This is a genomic window from Bacteroides sp. D20, from assembly GCF_003436255.1.
In the GTDB taxonomy this organism is placed as follows: domain Bacteria; phylum Bacteroidota; class Bacteroidia; order Bacteroidales; family Bacteroidaceae; genus Bacteroides; species Bacteroides uniformis.
On record NZ_QSOO01000003.1, the window covers coordinates 266,795 to 282,728 of the forward strand.

At 40.5% G+C, this 15,934-nt stretch carries 13 protein-coding genes; 9 read left to right on the forward strand and 4 right to left on the reverse strand.

Annotation, left to right across the window (positions count from 1 at the left end):
• Positions 1-3 precede the first annotated feature (3 nt).
• The 7 genes from DXD78_RS04535 to DXD78_RS04565 are packed head-to-tail and all read left to right on the forward strand — an operon-like array spanning position 4 to position 7,249.
• On the forward strand, positions 4-1,080 hold the full coding sequence (locus DXD78_RS04535; protein ID WP_009037394.1) for a glycoside hydrolase family 99-like domain-containing protein: 1,077 nt from the start codon (positions 4-6) through the stop codon (positions 1,078-1,080).
• Positions 1,077-2,021 (forward strand): glycosyltransferase family 2 protein, encoded by a 945-nt coding sequence (locus DXD78_RS04540; RefSeq protein ID WP_050756848.1) that lies wholly within the window; start codon positions 1,077-1,079, stop codon positions 2,019-2,021. Before DXD78_RS04535 ends, DXD78_RS04540 begins: the two co-directional genes overlap by 4 nt.
• A complete protein-coding gene (locus DXD78_RS04545) occupies positions 2,021-3,304 on the forward strand; it encodes a glycosyltransferase family 4 protein (protein WP_009037392.1) in 1,284 nt (427 codons plus the stop codon). The genes DXD78_RS04540 and DXD78_RS04545 overlap by 1 nt, the downstream gene beginning before the upstream one ends.
• A gap of 12 nt (positions 3,305-3,316) precedes the next feature.
• Positions 3,317-4,192 (forward strand): glycosyltransferase, encoded by an 876-nt coding sequence (locus tag DXD78_RS04550; protein ID WP_005825931.1) that lies wholly within the window; start codon positions 3,317-3,319, stop codon positions 4,190-4,192.
• 11 nt (positions 4,193-4,203) lie between these two features.
• Positions 4,204-5,343 (forward strand): glycosyltransferase, encoded by a 1,140-nt coding sequence (locus DXD78_RS04555; RefSeq protein WP_005825928.1) that lies wholly within the window; start codon positions 4,204-4,206, stop codon positions 5,341-5,343.
• A gap of 15 nt (positions 5,344-5,358) precedes the next feature.
• On the forward strand, positions 5,359-6,333 hold the full coding sequence (locus tag DXD78_RS04560) for a glycosyltransferase (protein WP_005825925.1): 975 nt from the start codon (positions 5,359-5,361) through the stop codon (positions 6,331-6,333).
• Positions 6,334-6,337: 4 nt separating this feature from the next.
• Positions 6,338-7,249: an alpha-1,2-fucosyltransferase gene (locus DXD78_RS04565; RefSeq protein ID WP_008662048.1), complete on the forward strand. Its 912-nt coding sequence runs from the start codon at positions 6,338-6,340 to the stop codon at positions 7,247-7,249.
• Between the two features lie 130 nt (positions 7,250-7,379).
• On the opposite strand, the gene DXD78_RS04570 is transcribed toward DXD78_RS04565, so the two are convergent.
• The 4 genes from DXD78_RS04570 to DXD78_RS04585 all read right to left on the reverse strand — a co-directional run bounded on the left by DXD78_RS04570 (position 7,380) and on the right by DXD78_RS04585 (position 12,253).
• Positions 7,380-8,003 (reverse strand): porin family protein, encoded by a 624-nt coding sequence (locus tag DXD78_RS04570; RefSeq protein WP_009037391.1) that lies wholly within the window; start codon positions 8,001-8,003, stop codon positions 7,380-7,382.
• 121 nt (positions 8,004-8,124) lie between these two features.
• Positions 8,125-10,101, reverse strand: coding sequence for an MAC/perforin domain-containing protein (locus DXD78_RS04575; RefSeq protein ID WP_008662046.1), 1,977 nt, complete (start codon positions 10,099-10,101; stop codon positions 8,125-8,127).
• A 44-nt stretch (positions 10,102-10,145) separates the two neighbouring features.
• Positions 10,146-10,544, reverse strand: a complete 399-nt coding sequence (locus DXD78_RS04580; RefSeq protein ID WP_005825909.1) for a DUF3244 domain-containing protein — start codon at positions 10,542-10,544, stop codon at positions 10,146-10,148.
• 128 nt (positions 10,545-10,672) lie between these two features.
• Positions 10,673-12,253 (reverse strand): lipopolysaccharide assembly protein LapB, encoded by a 1,581-nt coding sequence (locus DXD78_RS04585; protein ID WP_008662045.1) that lies wholly within the window; start codon positions 12,251-12,253, stop codon positions 10,673-10,675.
• 308 nt (positions 12,254-12,561) lie between these two features.
• Here DXD78_RS04585 and DXD78_RS04590 point away from each other — a divergent pair, with 308 nt between their 5' ends.
• Entirely contained in the window at positions 12,562-14,400 is a 1,839-nt protein-coding gene (locus DXD78_RS04590) for an ABC transporter ATP-binding protein (protein ID WP_009037389.1), read from the forward strand.
• Between the two features lie 423 nt (positions 14,401-14,823).
• Complete coding sequence (locus tag DXD78_RS04595; protein ID WP_009037388.1) at positions 14,824-15,903, forward strand: Gfo/Idh/MocA family protein; 1,080 nt, start codon at positions 14,824-14,826, stop codon at positions 15,901-15,903.
• The last annotated feature ends 31 nt before the right edge of the window (positions 15,904-15,934 follow it).

The window sequence follows — 15,934 nt, forward strand, 5'->3', positions numbered from 1 at the left end:
ATAATGAATAAAGCAAGGGTTATAGCTTTTTATCTACCTCAATTTCATCCAATACCAGAAAACGACAGATGGTGGATGAAAGGTTTTACGGAATGGACTAATGTAGGAAAGGCACGTCCATTGTTTCCAGGACATTATCAGCCTAAGGTACCGGCAGATTTGGGATATTATGATTTGCGAGTGCCGGAAACACGTAAGGCGCAAGCTGACATGGCAAAAGAATATGGTATCGAAGGCTTTTGTTACTGGCATTATTGGTTTGGAAATGGAAAGAGACTCTTAGAGCGCCCGTTTAATGAAGTATTGTCTTCTGATGAACCGGATTTTCCTTTTTGTCTGGCTTGGGCTAATGAGTCATGGAGGGGCTTTTATCACGGCATAAAGAGCAAAGATACTTTGATAAATCAGCTTTATCCGGGAGAACAAGATTATATAGCTCATTTCCACGAGGTATTACCTGCTTTTAAAGACCATCGTTATATTACAGTGGATGGGAAACCGTTGTTTATGGTTTATCATCCTTTGGATCATCCGGAGATGAAAGAGTTCATTGAACTCTGGCGTACTTTAGCTGTGCAGAATGGCTTGAAGGGGGTTTATTTCATAGGACAAACCTATCATTTGAAAGAAGAAAAAGAGAGACTTATGAAAATGGGGTTTGATGCTATTAATGTTGTACGCTTGTTTGACTTTGAGAAGAAAGCTGCTCTGACTTATAAATATGCGAAATGGAAACATAAAATATTTCGTATTCCTAAGGTTGTGGAGTATAAGAAGGCCAGTTCTTTCTTTGTGGGTGATGAAGAATATGAAGAGAATATTATACCTACCATTATTCCTAACTGGGATCATTCTCCACGTTCCCGTGGTAAATCGTTGGTCTTGAATCACGCTGAACCTTCTTATTTTGCCCGACATCTGAAAGAAGCGATAAAGCGCATTGAGAATAAGCCTTTAGACCATCGGCTTGCATTTGTAAAATCATGGAATGAGTGGGCTGAAGGGAACTATCTGGAACCGGATTTACATTATGGAAAACGTTATCTGGAAGTGATAAAAAAGAATGTTGTAGAGGGATGATTTCTATGGAAGAAAAGATAGCAATTGTTATACCGGCATATAAGTGCCGCTTCCTCCGGCAGACATTGGATTCTATTGTCGTACAGACTTGTCGAAGTTTTACTGTTTACATAGGTGATGATGCAAGTCCTCAGAATCTGAAGGAAATTGTTTCTGATTATGCGGATAAAATGAATATTGTCTATCGACGTTTTGATACTAATCTGGGTGGAGTGGATTTGCCGGGGCATTGGGACCGTTGTATAGCACTTGCAAAAGAACCGGTTATTTGGTTCTTTTCAGATGATGATTTGATGCCGCAGGACGGGGTAGAGCGTATTATAAAAGCATTAGAATGCTATGGTACGAGGCATGGGATGTTCCGTTTTCCCCTTGCTGTGATAGATGAAAATGGCAAGATAATACATAAAAATCCTTCATTGCAGGAATATCCGGTTTCGGGCTATCAGTTTTTGTTGGATAAATTGGAAGGAAGAATTTATTCGGCTGCTTGTGAATATGTTTTTACTCGTGATATATATGAACGGATAGGCGGTTTTGTGAAGTTTCCATTGGCGTGGTGTTCAGACGATGCAACGTGGACAAGCATAGGTGAAAATGCAGGTGGAATGATTCCTTTGCCTGGTAAGCCGGTTTGTTGGCGAAATGTGATGGGCGAGAATATAAGTTGTTCCTTCAATTATGATGAAGAGAAGATAGCAGCTACAAGGCAATTTATAAAATGGGTTTCAGTTTTTTACTCGGACAGACTTCAAGATAGAAAACTACAGCATGCGATAAAGAAATATGCCCATACGATATTGCATTATAGTTTGCAAGATCGTTATAAATTACATGATCTTATGGGTATTTGTCGTAGTTTATGGTATATTTGCCCTTCTGTATCATTAAGTGTGGCATTCCGCATGTGTAAGTTGAAACTTAGAAATCGAAAGAGATAATGAAGAAAATTCTTTTTATACTTCCTTGTGTGCCTTATCCGTTGACTGCTGGAGGTAATCAGGCCTTTTTCAATATGGTGGAATATATCCGGCACAAAATGTCTGTGTCTTTGTTGCTTTCTCCGGAAAATAAGGAGATGAATGATGTCGAAAGTTTAAGGGCTTTATGGACAAATGTTGATTTCTATCTTTTTAGGGAAGAAGATGCAGAACCTAAGACTCGTTGCCCCCGATATTACCGTTGGTTAAAAAAGATGTCTGAATCCATTTCCCGCAAGATGCAACGGCAACTGTATTCTTTTCAGCAAGAGCGTCCGTATAAGAATATGACGTTGAAGAATTCTTGTTTTAAACCTTTTCCCAAGGCATACGTAGAGTATGTGTCTGACATCTCACGTCGTGGATTTGATATTATTCAGGTTGAGTTCTATCCATTGATAACATTGGGGTATCTATTGCCTAAAGATGTACAAACAGTGTTTGTGCATCATGAACTGAGGTATATACGTAATGAAAATGAAATGGAATGCCTTACTCATGTAACAGATGAAGACAAGATGCTCTATGGCATTGCTAAGGATATGGAGAAAGCCGCTTTACGTCAATATAAGCATGTAATTGCATTGACGGATATTGACCGTTTATTGTTGGCAGACTTGGTTGGACAAGAATGCAATATTTATGTTTCTCCGGCAGTGGTACAGATAGAGTCTGCTTATGACAGAATTGTGAAGCCGGCCTCTGTTCGTCTGACATTTGTTGGAAGTGAAAATCATTACCCGAACCAGGATGCAGTAGATTGGTTTTGTCATGAAGTAGCCCCTTGTTTGCGTGTTCAGGGTTTTAAATTTGTTTTTCAAGTGATTGGGACATGGAAGAGCCGTTACGTGAAAAGTCTTCAGGCAGTATGTCCGGAAATGGAGTTAGTGGGTTATGTGGAGGATTTGCGGGAATACTTGAATGGGAGCATCGTTCTGGTGCCAATTCGTATTGGTAGTGGTATGAGGATGAAAATATTGGATGCGGTTTCCTCTATGGCTTCTTTTGTAACTACGACAAAAGGAGTTGAGGGAATTGACCTACGTCACAATGAAGAGTGTTTGATTGCTGATAGCGCAACTGATTTTGCAGCAGCAGTCATTCGTTTGGAAGCGGATAAAAAATTGCAAGTCAGGCTGGCGACGCAAGCATTGAAGCGTTTGCGTGAACTTTATAATCCTCAGGAAATGTTGGAGAGAAGACTGGCTGTTTATGATGAGATATTGCAAAATAATACAAACTAATAGCATCAGATTATGCTTTCAATCATAATTTGTTCGGTATCTCCCGAACGTTTGGAGCAAGTAACCCGGAATATTCATGATACTATTGGTGTTGATTATGAAATCATTGCTATTGATAATCGTGAAAAACAATGGCCGATAGCGCGTGCGTATAATGAGGGAGCTTCTCGGGCACATTATCCCTTTCTGTTTTTTGTCCATGAGGATGTAAAGTTTCATTCGGTAGGCTGGGGAAAGTGCATTGAGAAGAAACTTAAGGAACCGGATTGTGGGGTGATAGGTTTTGCCGGTAGTAAGGTGAAATTGAAATGCTATTCGGGATGGGGAGATGTGTATAAGTGGGATGTTATATTCTATTATCAGAGCGTTGGAACTGAAACCCAATTTCGTGTAGCATCGGTTACTATGGAGCATCCTTTTAAGGAAGTGCTGGTATTGGATGGCTTTGCCATGTTTGTGCGTAAGGATGTATGGGCTAAATATCCTTTTGATGAGGAATTGTTGACGGGTTTCCATTGTTATGACTTGGATTTTACATTGCAAATAGCTGCGGATCGTTGTTATAAAAATTATGTATGTTGTTCTTCTGAGGTCTTGATAGAGCATTCTTCACAAGGGAATTTTAATCAAAGTTGGTATCAAGATACGATTAAAATGCACAAATTGAAGTGGAATAAGATGCTTCCAATGAAAATAGAGGGATTTGAATTGGGAGAAAAAGAAATGAGGAAGCAGGAAGAATATACCTTCAGTGTCTTTTTGCGTAAGTTATTGAAAGCGGGATATCCTGAGGCGAAGGTGGTGCTGAAGGACTTTTTAGCTTACCCTTATTCATGGAAACATTTACAGCACTGTATTAAATATGTGTACAAATATCTTGTAAGCTAATTGTGGTTGCTATGAAATTGGTTTTTTTATCACATGTTAGTGATTGTGCCGGAGGAGCACAAAGATGTTTATTGGATCTATTGCGGGGGCTTAAGCATATTCACCCTGATTGGCAACTCTATATGGTTCTTCCTGGTCCGGGAGATTTGCTTGATGCCTGCTCCCCTTATATTGATGGCTATAGGTTCTTACAAATGGAATGGTGGCTTGTAGGTAAGGACATGGATATCGGCACGAGAGAGAAGCTTTCTTATATTCGTAAACTATCGAAGTATTCCATTAAATTAACCCGTTACTTGAGAAGGATAAAGCCGGACTATGGAATGACAAATACTGTGGTTTTTCCTCATTTGGCAATATCATGTAAGATGTTAGGGATAAAGCACTGTTGGTTTATCCATGAGATACCTGATGTGACTTGGCTGAATCTTAATCCTGTTTTTGAATTTCGTTTTATCTTTAGAGCGATTGATAAATTATCAAATAAGATATTGGTAACTTCCAGATATGCAGAGTTTCATTATCAAAAGGTGATGACAAGCGCAAAAATAAGCAGCATCACCCAAGCTGTAGAATTGCCGATGACGGTTGGAGTGGATGTGAAATGTGATAGACATACGCGGTATACTATCTTGTTGGTCGGCGCTTTTGACTCTAATAAGGGACAGATGGAACTTTTGCAGGCGGTAAAGAGAATAGTGGCTGAAGGGAAGGATATTCTTTGTTATCTGGTTGGCCCGGATGTTGGCTTTATGCCCAAATGCCAAAAATATATTCAAGATAATGGTCTGGATAACAATGTAAAAATTGTCTCTTACACGCAACAGGTGGTTTCTTATTATGCTTTGGCTGACGTTGTGTTGGTTTGTTCCACTTTTGAAACTTTTGGTAGGGTTGCTGTAGAAGCTCAGAAATGCGGGTTGCCATTAATCCTTTCTGATGTGGGGGCAAATCCGGAACGCATTGAGGATGGAGTGAATGGGCTCCTTTACCAGAAAGGAAATATTGCGGAATTAGCAGAAAAGATAGAAATATTGCGGGATGAAAACGTTAGAAAAATGCTCTCCAAAAACATCGATTCCATTGCAATAGAGGAAAAGTATGGTATTGATAACTTTGCATCAAGTTTCTGTACTTTGTTGGGCTTGTAGAATGTAATTGTAAATATGATGAACGATACCCTTTCTCCCTTAGTCTCTATTATAATTTGTGTCTATAATGGTGAGAAATATTTAGAGAGATGCCTTCAAAGTGCTATGTCCCAATCCTACAAGAATATAGAGATCATCGTGGTCAATGATGGAAGTATGGATAATACTCCGGTCATTATAGAAAATTATGTAAAGTTGGATTGTCGTATTATTGTTATAAGCAAACAGAATGGAGGAATATCCGAAGCGAGAAGAATAGGTGTGAATCGGGCACGGGGGAAATATATACAGTATTTGGATTGTGATGATGTTTTGATGAGCAATGCGATAGGATGTTTGGTGAACCGTGCTGAGGAGACTCAAGCCGATGTTGTTGTTGCTCCTTTCTTTTTTTGTGAAGATGGCGGAAGAAAGGAATCGGACAGCATGGAGTTTGAACAAATGTCCGGGATTGAATATTTAAAATGTATCCTCTGTTCAAGGGCATATTGGGCTATGTGGACCAAGTTTCATTTACGTTCTTTATATGATGAGGGGATTGAAAGGCTCGGCATCTCGTTTGGAGAAGATGTTGCTTTGTCTACGCAGATTTTAGTTCGTTCGGGAAAAGTTGTTTCTATAAATACTCCGATTCTTGATTATTATGTTTATTCCTCTTCGGTATCTCACGATTTGGGAGAGAGAGCATATCTTGATTTCAATGTTTATGTGCGCTGGTTTGATGACTATATAGAACGGAACGGATTGCATGAGGAATTTGCAAGAGAATTAGCTTTGTTCCATATAAAGAATACTCAAGCGCGGCTCCATTGGAAAAAGGTAAAGGATGTTAATAAAGAAATGAATCGGTTGATGATAGGGCTTGGGGATTATCCGGAATTTTGGAAATTACTGTCACGCCGTGAGAAGAAGATAGTTACTACTTATAGGTTATCATCGTTGTTGGGATATTGGAGACTGTATTATTATAATTGGAAAAATAAATTATAGAGAAATGAAAATCATAGAAAGGTGGAAGAAAAGCCTGTATAGAAAGGCTGTAAAACATAGACTGATAGCCCCTCAAGTGATAGTACTTATGGATGGCGGAGTTTGTTCTCAGATGCACCAATATCTGCTGGGTAGAATTTTTGAAAATGGAGGACATAAAGTGCTCTATGATTTGTCTTTCTATGAAGAGTGGGGAACAGATATGGATTACCAGTTTGTACGTAACTTCGATTTGTTGAAGGCTTTTCCTTACTTAAAAGTGAAGTCCGCTTCTAAACTGGCTTTGTCTGTCTATAAGAAGAAATATTTTAATTTGGGTAATAATACTTATGGTAGGCAGGATGACTTCTCTTTTCTACAAAAGAAGCCTCCGGTCTATTTAGGTGGTTATTATCATGTTCCGGCTGATATTTGGCTTCCGGTATTCCGGTCGCTTTTTAGAGTAATGCCCGAGGTGCTGGATGCACAGAATAAATTGCTGTATTCAGAGATTGATTCACGTCCTTGTTCCGTAGCTGTTCACGTAAGGCGTGGGGACTTGAAAGTAGAAATTCCGGCTTACGGCAAACCTGCTTCATTGGAGTATTTCAAGTCGGCAGTGACTTATATGCAGGATAGGGATATGTCTTCTTTCTTCTATTTCTTTTCAGATGAGCCGGATTGGGTGAGGGATGAACTTATTCCGCAACTTTATCTTACGGAAGGTAATTGTAAGATTGTTGATATAAACGGTTCTGATAAGGGGTATATGGACTTGTTTCTGATAGCTCGTTGCAAGCATCAGATTACCAGTAAAGGGACTTTAGGTAAATATGGTGCTCTTTTAGGAGATAATTCAGAGAAAATGGTGGTGCTTTGTAATGATGAAGTGGAATATCCATGGAAAGAATTACTTCAAAATGCCATATTTTTATAGATTCGGCTCAGTGGTTGTCTCTGTTTTCGTAAGTAGTGATTTTATTTCTATGTTGAACAGTTTGTTTCTTGTATATCGGCAATAAAAAGTGTGGAGAGGGTTTTCGTGCCCTTTTCCACACTATTAAATCTTAGAAGAAATACCCCACGGAGAGCATCAAGTTGCGGTTTTTGTTTCCGCTATCTTCTATATTGTCCAGTAATCCCCAGTCATATCCGATAGAGACTTGATATTTTTGAAAGAATTCGACTCCTGCTTTGAGTCCGAGACCAAAGTCGAAACGTTTCATGGCATTGCTTCCGAATACTTTGGCAGAATCATGAATGCTTGTCAATCCTTCCACTTCATCAATCAAATATCCCGTTGCCTTCATTTTACCGAAGAGACCGACTGCAAAGTAAGGACCGAAATTGCCAAAGATGGCAAAATTGTCATTGATGGCATATTTGTAGCCCATGTGTATAGGTATTTCTAAATAGTAGGGATTGAATTTCAGAGATGCATCATTCCCATTTATTTGTGTACCTTTTAAGGACAGCAGTGCAGCCATGTCGAGATAAACACCTTGGGCTATCTGGGGCAAGTCTTTCTCGGCCTTGATGCTGACATGGAAACCTACCTTGCTGTCAAAACCATCGGTGGAGAACTTGCTGGAATTCATACCTGCCATCGCTCCCCATTTGAGTCCTTCTTGCGCGTGGATGCCCATAACGCCGGTCATCAGTAATGCGAATAAAACTAAAATCTTTTTCATGTTGTTTTAATTTATATTGATATAAACATAATATATAGACCTGACATACTTCAATGCTTTTGAATAAATTGCATGCAGAGAGTGGGTAATATAAACTCATATACAATAATTGGGTATTAAGTTATCTCCAACACATTGGTACACCTTGTTTATTCAAATTATGTCCTGTTACATATTTCCATGAGTTACTTTTCCCTTTAATATTTTCAATAGCAACAAAAATGGCATCTAAGAAACCATTATTGTCTAAATCATAAAGACAACATGCTGCTCCTTGTCCAGTGTCACACGGTGATAAAGAGTCAGGGAAACGAGGGGTATATATAGGTTTTGCATAAGAGTTACCATACTTATCTATATCAGGTAGTATTTCATATACGAATTTATCTTTACCAGAGGGAGCATCTAATGCCATAAATAGGATATCCAATGTACCATTATTGTCAATATCACCAACTGCAACTCCTGCTCCATCTCCATCATGACCTAATCCTGGAACTTCATATACGGGTGATAGACTCAAATAGTTGCCATTTGATTGTAGGTCGAAAGCAATTTGATATCGAAATGAATTTTCTCCTTCTGGGGCATCATAGACCATCATTAATAAATCAGGAGTTCCATTTTTATTTATGTCACATATATCAATACCTGCTCCATCGTAAAAAAATCCGAGTTCATCTAATGTATTTAGCGAAGATAATGAGTTATAGTGGCCATCAGGTTTGAGGTCATAAGCTACGTAATACCATCGGTAGGCACGACCTGCTGTAGTGGGCTTGTCTGTGCATAAAAGAACCATATCTAATATTCCATTATTATTCAAATCACAGAGGGCGATATCACCTCCAGAATTTTCCCAACCCTCAGCAGAAATTGAAAGAATAGATGATTCTTTTGAATAGTATCCATTTTCATCAATATCATATAAGACTTTATACCAAAAATTATTCTTTCCTTTAGGATTATCTATTCCCATCAATATCATATCAGGCCTTCCATTTTTATCAATATCACCGATAGCAACTCCTGCCCCTTGATTAATATGTCCTAGTCCGCTGACTTGACGTGTACCAGTAGTTGATGGATATAGGCTTATAGAACATACTTCTTTACTCTTTATGTAGTTGTCTATATATGCTTTGAGAGTTTGCTTTTTTGTGGGGTCTGTAACTAATTCATAAATGGGGATAAATGATTGTGAATTATTGTCGACATCAATAAATTTCGGTGTGGAAGATTTTACTGATGCCATCCATTTACCTATATCTATTGATGGTGAATTTTCTGGATTTAAAGAACCTTGCACTCCTACGGCGGGGTCACCTCCTATTGTGAAATAATATAAGGACTGCTCTTTATTAGTTATAGCTAAAGATTCATCATATTGGAATTTTCCATCCATCTTGAAAAGGCTAAAGAGTGAAGCGCCTAACCCAGCGTTTATACTTTCTTTTTTTGATGATGAGGTTGATTTAGCCATATAATACACTTCGAATTTTGCTCCTAAATATATATCCTTTAACACATGAGTTCCATACTCTTCAACAATTTGTTCTGGTGTATATGTAGAGAGTCTTTCAATAAACTGTTTTGTGAGACATGTCTTTAAAACATTAATGTCAGCTTCTGAAATTCGATACCTGCTATCTATATATTGCTGAGTACAGTATGCAAAAGAGTAGTCAGAATTATAATGAGAATTACCTCCGAATGCTATATTTAAAGAGGCGCCACCTATGACTTTTAGGATGCCGGGGGTGCTCATTTGTAATGAAGATGACATGTTGGTGGTAAAATCAATGACATCTTTCCCTGAAGAGTAACGGAACCGAGATTCTTCTAGTTTGTAGGGGGTAATCAGTCCTTTTTCTAATAGTTTATTAGTATCAAATACTATTGCACGACTGGACTTAGTATCTAAATATGGCCCAGTTATATCATAGCCGTACCCTAAAATATCATATACACCATCTCCTGCAGATCGGGTATTTACACTTTGTGGAAATGACGGGGAATTACGTTCGATGATATCTTCATCGGCACAACCGGATAATATAAGCATTACCCAACTCATAAATAGGAATAACTTTTTCATGGCTCTCTATCTTTTTAAATAATGTATTGTTTGTTGTATGATTGTTATAATGAGAAATAACCATATAAAAGAACTTCATCAGACTCTATTTTAATCAAATAGTTACCACTACTGTATCCTTCATCCAAAGTGATGTCAATGTTTGTGGGTTCATTGTATGCTTCTGAATGAATGAGTTTACTAGTTGATTCATTGATGAGGGTTATGGTGACGTTAGGTAATACCTCGTTGAAGTCGACACATACTGTGTTATTATATAAGTAGGCGTTGGCGGTTTGAATGATACTACGAGATATAGGGGTATCTCCTTTACTAATCGGATCTTTTCTTTTTGCTTGGGTTAGGGCAATTTCTGTAAAAGGATTGTTCTCTTTTTGTGCGTATGTCACAATATTGCTTAAAAAGAATGTCGCAATTAAGATAGACAATAGTTTTTTCATCATTATACACTTTTTTGATTATTGATGCCGCAAAGGTCGGTTTAATACGGCAGGATAAGTGTATAATATTGTATAATTTCGGTGTATAATGGCGTATAATATTGTATAATTGTTGTACTTGCTAATGATTGTTATGATTGGCTAGATGATTGGAGATTCTTTTTTAAAGCTTCCTTAAGAGATATCTCTTTGTGTGCAAAGCCCATTTTGTTTTCTAATATGCGGTCTGCCTTTTTGTAAATAGTATCCCGTTCGCAGCTCAATATATGGCAAAAGTGGCTTATCGGGAGGTTTGTCAGGTACAGACAACATAAGTAGATTTCGTCTTCTGTCAGGTGATATTTTGATTGTAGTTCCCGGGCAATATTATTCCAACATTTGTTGGTTTCTGCAATTAGTTGTAGCCAGTCACCTTGATGCATTATTTCTGATTCTGCCTTTTCTTTATGAGAGCGGATGATTAGAGTCATCTTGTTGTATACCTCAGATTGTTCGAATAGAACAAGTCCTGCCTTATACAGCATTTCTTTTTCGGTTCGGTTATTGGGCTTTTGCTTTCTTTTCTTATAGGATAGGATGATTACAGCTACAATGAGGGTTAATGTGATTATTGATATACTTATGATAGAGTAATGGGTGTGTTTGCTGATTATGTTTTGCTTGTTGCTTGGCATCCCTTGTTCTGCGCAGACAATGGCATCGGGCTGTCTGGACTTCTGCATGCTGTCCAAATAGGCAGAGTAGTTGCGTTCCATCTCTAAGGAAGTAGCTAAGTCTCCTTGCTCTTTGGCTATGTCTGCCAGATACATGTAAGCCCCGGCTTTGGTGGCATAGTCTGTTGTGAAAAGGGATTTTTGTAGGTAGTAGCGGGCAGAATCATATTGCAATATTAGGTAATATGCGCTTCCAAGTAGTTCGAAAGCTTTGTAGCATGTTGTGCGGTCTTTCTGTACGCCAAGATTCTGTTTGGCGAATTCTATAGCTTTCTCTCCGTTTTCCATCCAGTTGTATAGTTGGCATAGTGAGGAGAACACATTTTCTTTTAATTGTATGTTGGACTGTTTTTGGACGATAGCGAGTGCCTTCAACATCATTTTTTCGGCTTCGGGATAGAATTCCTCTCCTTTTTCCATTCGGATGAGTCCTCGTCGTGACAGAACTTCTGCTTGAAGAACAGAGTCCTTTAGCTGAATACCTATTTGTTGTGCCAATTGATAGCTGGAATCGGCTTGTGTATTTAGGTTTTGTGAATAGTATAGATAACCTATATTCAGGTAGATAAGACTTAATAGACGTCTTTCTCCTGCTTTTTCAGCCAAGGGCTTTGCTATGAGGTATTGAGTCATAGATTCTGTTCTTCTCTGTGAATCCCGGTAGACGCAGCCGGAATAGTAATGGGCCCTTGCCCGCTTTTCTATGTCGTTTGTGCCGTTGTAGTAGGTCAGGGCCGATTGTATCAGGGAATCATTGGTTTGGATAATGTAGTTCTTATCTCTTGCTTCTGTCATTAATAGGTCATAATAAGCACTGTCAGCTTGGGTCTGCAGGCTGTTTGTCGGGAATGCTTCGAGCATAGATAGGGCAGTGTCCGGTTGCTGAACGATGAGCGAGTCAATTGCAATCAGGTACTTATTATAGTTCACTCGGGTATTGCAAGCAATGGACAGAAGTACGATTAGGACAGATAGGGTTGTGATAATAGCTTTTCTCATGTGGTGAACAAAGTTCTCAGTTAAGTCGGGTGCAAAGGTACATCTTTTTCATTATTTACTCATATAATTGCTTGGGCATATTGAAGTTTGAAGAAAATTGTGTGGAAGTTAGGAGTAAAGATGGAAAATAAATGAGCCGGCTATTATTAAGATGACAATGTATGAGTGTACATGGTGCTGGAGAAGTATGCAAGGACACAAAAGAAAGTAGAGAATGTGGGCATTTAGGCAGAAATAACCTGAAACCCTTTTCCATTCCCTCGTTTTCTTGTATCTTTGCGACCTCATAATTCACTTAACTACAAGCAATGAAGGAATTCCTACAACTGATGCGGCGCTTTGTGTCGCCTTACAAGAGATATATCGGTTGGGCAATCGTGCTCAATGTGCTGTCCGCTATATTCAATGTCTTTTCATTCACACTGCTCATTCCTATTCTCAATATCCTTTTCAAGACGGGGGAGAACACCCAAGTGTATCACTTCATGGAGTGGGGAAGCGGTAGCTTGAAGGAAGTGGCGGTGAACAATTTCTATTATTACGTCACTCAGATGATTGAGACACACGGGCCACAGATGACATTGCTGTTCATGGGGCTTTTCCTTGCTTTCATGACCATGCTGAAGACTTCCTGCTATTTCGGTTCTTCCGCCATTATGATTCCCCTTCGTACGGGAGTGGTACGCGATATCCGCGTGATGGTTTATTCCAAAGTGATGCACTTGCCGCTCGGCTTTTTCTCTGAAGAAAGGAAAGGGGACATCATTGCACGTATGAGTGGTGACGTAGGCGAAATTGAAAACTCCATTACCAGCTCACTGGATATGCTGCTCAAGAATCCTATCCTGATTCTGCTTTATTTTTCCACTCTGATTGTAACCAGCTGGCAGCTGACTCTGTTTACTGTCCTGGTATTGCCGGGTATGGGCTGGCTGATGGGAAAAGTCGGCAAGAAACTGAAGCGTAAGTCGTTGGAAGCCCAAGGGAAATGGAGTGATACCATGTCGCAACTGGAAGAGACGCTTGGCGGACTGCGTATAATCAAGGCTTTTATAGCAGAAGACAAGATGGTGGACCGTTTTAAGCAATGCAGCGACGAGCTGCGTGATGCAACCAACAAGGTAGCCATCCGTCAGTCGTTGGCACATCCGATGAGTGAATTCCTCGGTACGCTGCTCATTGTATTGGTACTGTGGTTCGGTGGTCTGCTTATTCTGGGCGACGGCACTTCCATGGAAGCATCAACGTTCATCTTCTATATGGTGATTCTGTACAGTATCATCAATCCGTTGAAAGACTTTGCAAAGGCAGGATACAACATTCCAAAGGGTCTGGCATCCATGGAACGTGTGGACAAAATACTGAAAGCCGAGAACCCCATTAAGGAACCGGTAAACCCGTTGCCGCTGCACGGGATGAATGACCGGATTGAATTTAAGGACCTCTCCTTCAGTTACGACGGCAAGCGCGAAGTGTTGAAGCACGTCAATCTGATGGTGCCCAAAGGACAAACCATTGCACTTGTCGGCCAGTCCGGCTCCGGCAAATCTACATTGGTGGATTTGCTGCCGCGCTATCACGATGTGCAGTTAGGTGAGATTACAATTGACGGTGTGAATATTAAGAATTTTCGCATCCACGACCTGCGTGCGTTGATAGGAAACGTGAACCAGGAGGCCATCCTGTTCAATGACACCTTCTTCAACAACATTGCCTTCGGTGTGGAAAATGCAACTATGGAGCAGGTGATCGAAGCGGCAAAGATTGCCAATGCCCACGACTTCATCATGGAGACCGAACTCGGTTATCAGACCAACATTGGCGACCGTGGCGGCAAGCTTTCCGGCGGACAGCGCCAGCGTATCAGTATTGCCCGTGCCATCTTGAAGAATCCGCCTATCCTGATACTCGATGAGGCCACTTCAGCACTCGATACCGAAAGCGAACGACTGGTGCAGGAGGCTCTGGAACGGCTAATGAAGACCCGTACCACGATTGCCATCGCCCACCGCCTTTCCACCATCAAGAATGCGGATGAGATTTGTGTTCTTTATGAAGGTGAAATCGTGGAACGTGGTAAGCACGAGGAACTTCTCGAGAAGAACGGCTATTATAAGAGGCTGAATGATATGCAGTCTCTCTCATAGAAATAAAATTCTGCGTACTTTGCTTCTACCCGCTTGTGCTAGGCTGTTATGACTAAATAGGAAGTTAATTTCCTGCAAACAGCCTATTAATTCTTCTTTCTCTTCTATATTTCTTACGCAGAATCTATGATGCAGGTGGGTGTTGGCGGCTGCCGGCAGAGTGTTTCACGGCTGTTAGGCGATGATGAATAAAGGGTGTTCTTTTACCTTTTACGCTTTTTTAATATCCGCTTGCTTCCATTCTATCGCTAATTATCCTATTTTTGCAAAGAACACATACATAAACATTGCAAATGCCATGAAAAAATTATATCCAACGTTTACGACGACAGCTACTATGACTATCAGTCCAAGTACTCTTAATCATGTAATTCAATCGACCCCGATAATACTATAACTGTAAATATTTAATATTCGCCTACCATGAAAATAAAAGTTGGTTTGATAGGGTTCGGCAGAATGGGGCAAATGTATTGGGAGGAAATGCAGAAAAGCGGTCGATGGGACATCGCATATATCTGCGATACCGATCCGGCCTCCCGAGAATTGGCAAGAAACCTTTCCCCTTCATCCAGAATCATATCCGATGAACAAGAAATCTTTGATGACCAGAGTGTAGAAGCTGTTGGTCTTTTTGCATTGGCAAATTCCAGAAAAGAACAAATAGAGAAAGCTGTCCGGAGCAATAAGCATATCCTGACGGAGAAACCCATTGCCGATACCATTGATAAGGAATGGGAAATTGTGGACCTGATTGAAAAGTATGATCGCATTGCCGCTGTCAACCTTTATCTGCGGAACTCCTGGTATCACCAGGCTATGAAGCAGTTTATCGATGAAGGCGAGATTGGTGAACTGGCTATCTTGCGCATCTGCCACATGACTCCGGGATTGGCGCCGGGCGAGGGACACGAATATGAGGGTCCCGCCTACCACGACTGCGGCATGCACTACATAGACATCGCCCGCTGGTATGCCGACAGTGAATACAAGACCTGGCATGCCCAAGGCATGCGGATGTGGGACTACAAGGACCCTTGGTGGGTACAGTGCCACGGTACGTTCGAGAACGGCATCGCCTTCGATGTCACACAAGGCTTCGTCTACGGACAACTCTCCAGAAACCAGACTCATAATGCATATACGGACATTATCGGTACAAAAGGTATCGTGCGCATGACGCATGATTTCCGGACTGCCGTAGTGGAACTTCACGGCGTGAACCGTACGCTTCGCCTGGAGAAACCGTTTGGCGGAAAGAACCTGGACAAGCTCTGCAACATTATGGCAGACTCCATCGAGAGCGGGAAACGCGATCCGAGATTGCCGCAGATGCGAGACTCGGCCATTGCTTCCCAATACGGATGGACCTTCCTGGAGGATGCGCGCCGCCACGACCTGCCCGGCATAGGCGACTTGCAGACGCTGGAGGAAATCAAGGAGCGCCGGAGGCATATGAAAGAAGGTTACGGACTGCTCCGTCCGAAGAAAACGGTAGTCTGATGCCTACTGTAATTAAGGATTGTTTTAAAAC

Excerpts from the sequence above, each read along its gene's own strand:
- DXD78_RS04575 (WP_008662046.1), bottom strand. The coding sequence starts at position 10,101 with ATGAAAAAGTTATTCCTATTTATGAGTTGGGTAATGCTTATATTATCC.
- DXD78_RS04595 (WP_009037388.1), top strand. The coding sequence starts at position 14,824 with ATGAAAATAAAAGTTGGTTTGATAGGGTTCGGCAGAATGGGGCAAATG.
- DXD78_RS04535 (WP_009037394.1), top strand. The coding sequence starts at position 4 with ATGAATAAAGCAAGGGTTATAGCTTTTTATCTACCTCAATTTCATCCA.
- DXD78_RS04550 (WP_005825931.1), top strand. The coding sequence starts at position 3,317 with ATGCTTTCAATCATAATTTGTTCGGTATCTCCCGAACGTTTGGAGCAA.
- DXD78_RS04555 (WP_005825928.1), top strand. The coding sequence starts at position 4,204 with ATGAAATTGGTTTTTTTATCACATGTTAGTGATTGTGCCGGAGGAGCA.
- DXD78_RS04540 (WP_050756848.1), top strand. The coding sequence starts at position 1,077 with ATGATTTCTATGGAAGAAAAGATAGCAATTGTTATACCGGCATATAAG.
- DXD78_RS04590 (WP_009037389.1), top strand. The coding sequence starts at position 12,562 with ATGAAGGAATTCCTACAACTGATGCGGCGCTTTGTGTCGCCTTACAAG.
- DXD78_RS04565 (WP_008662048.1), top strand. The coding sequence starts at position 6,338 with ATGAAAATCATAGAAAGGTGGAAGAAAAGCCTGTATAGAAAGGCTGTA.
- DXD78_RS04585 (WP_008662045.1), bottom strand. The coding sequence starts at position 12,253 with ATGAGAAAAGCTATTATCACAACCCTATCTGTCCTAATCGTACTTCTG.
- DXD78_RS04545 (WP_009037392.1), top strand. The coding sequence starts at position 2,021 with ATGAAGAAAATTCTTTTTATACTTCCTTGTGTGCCTTATCCGTTGACT.
- DXD78_RS04560 (WP_005825925.1), top strand. The coding sequence starts at position 5,359 with ATGATGAACGATACCCTTTCTCCCTTAGTCTCTATTATAATTTGTGTC.
- DXD78_RS04570 (WP_009037391.1), bottom strand. The coding sequence starts at position 8,003 with ATGAAAAAGATTTTAGTTTTATTCGCATTACTGATGACCGGCGTTATG.
- DXD78_RS04580 (WP_005825909.1), bottom strand. The coding sequence starts at position 10,544 with ATGATGAAAAAACTATTGTCTATCTTAATTGCGACATTCTTTTTAAGC.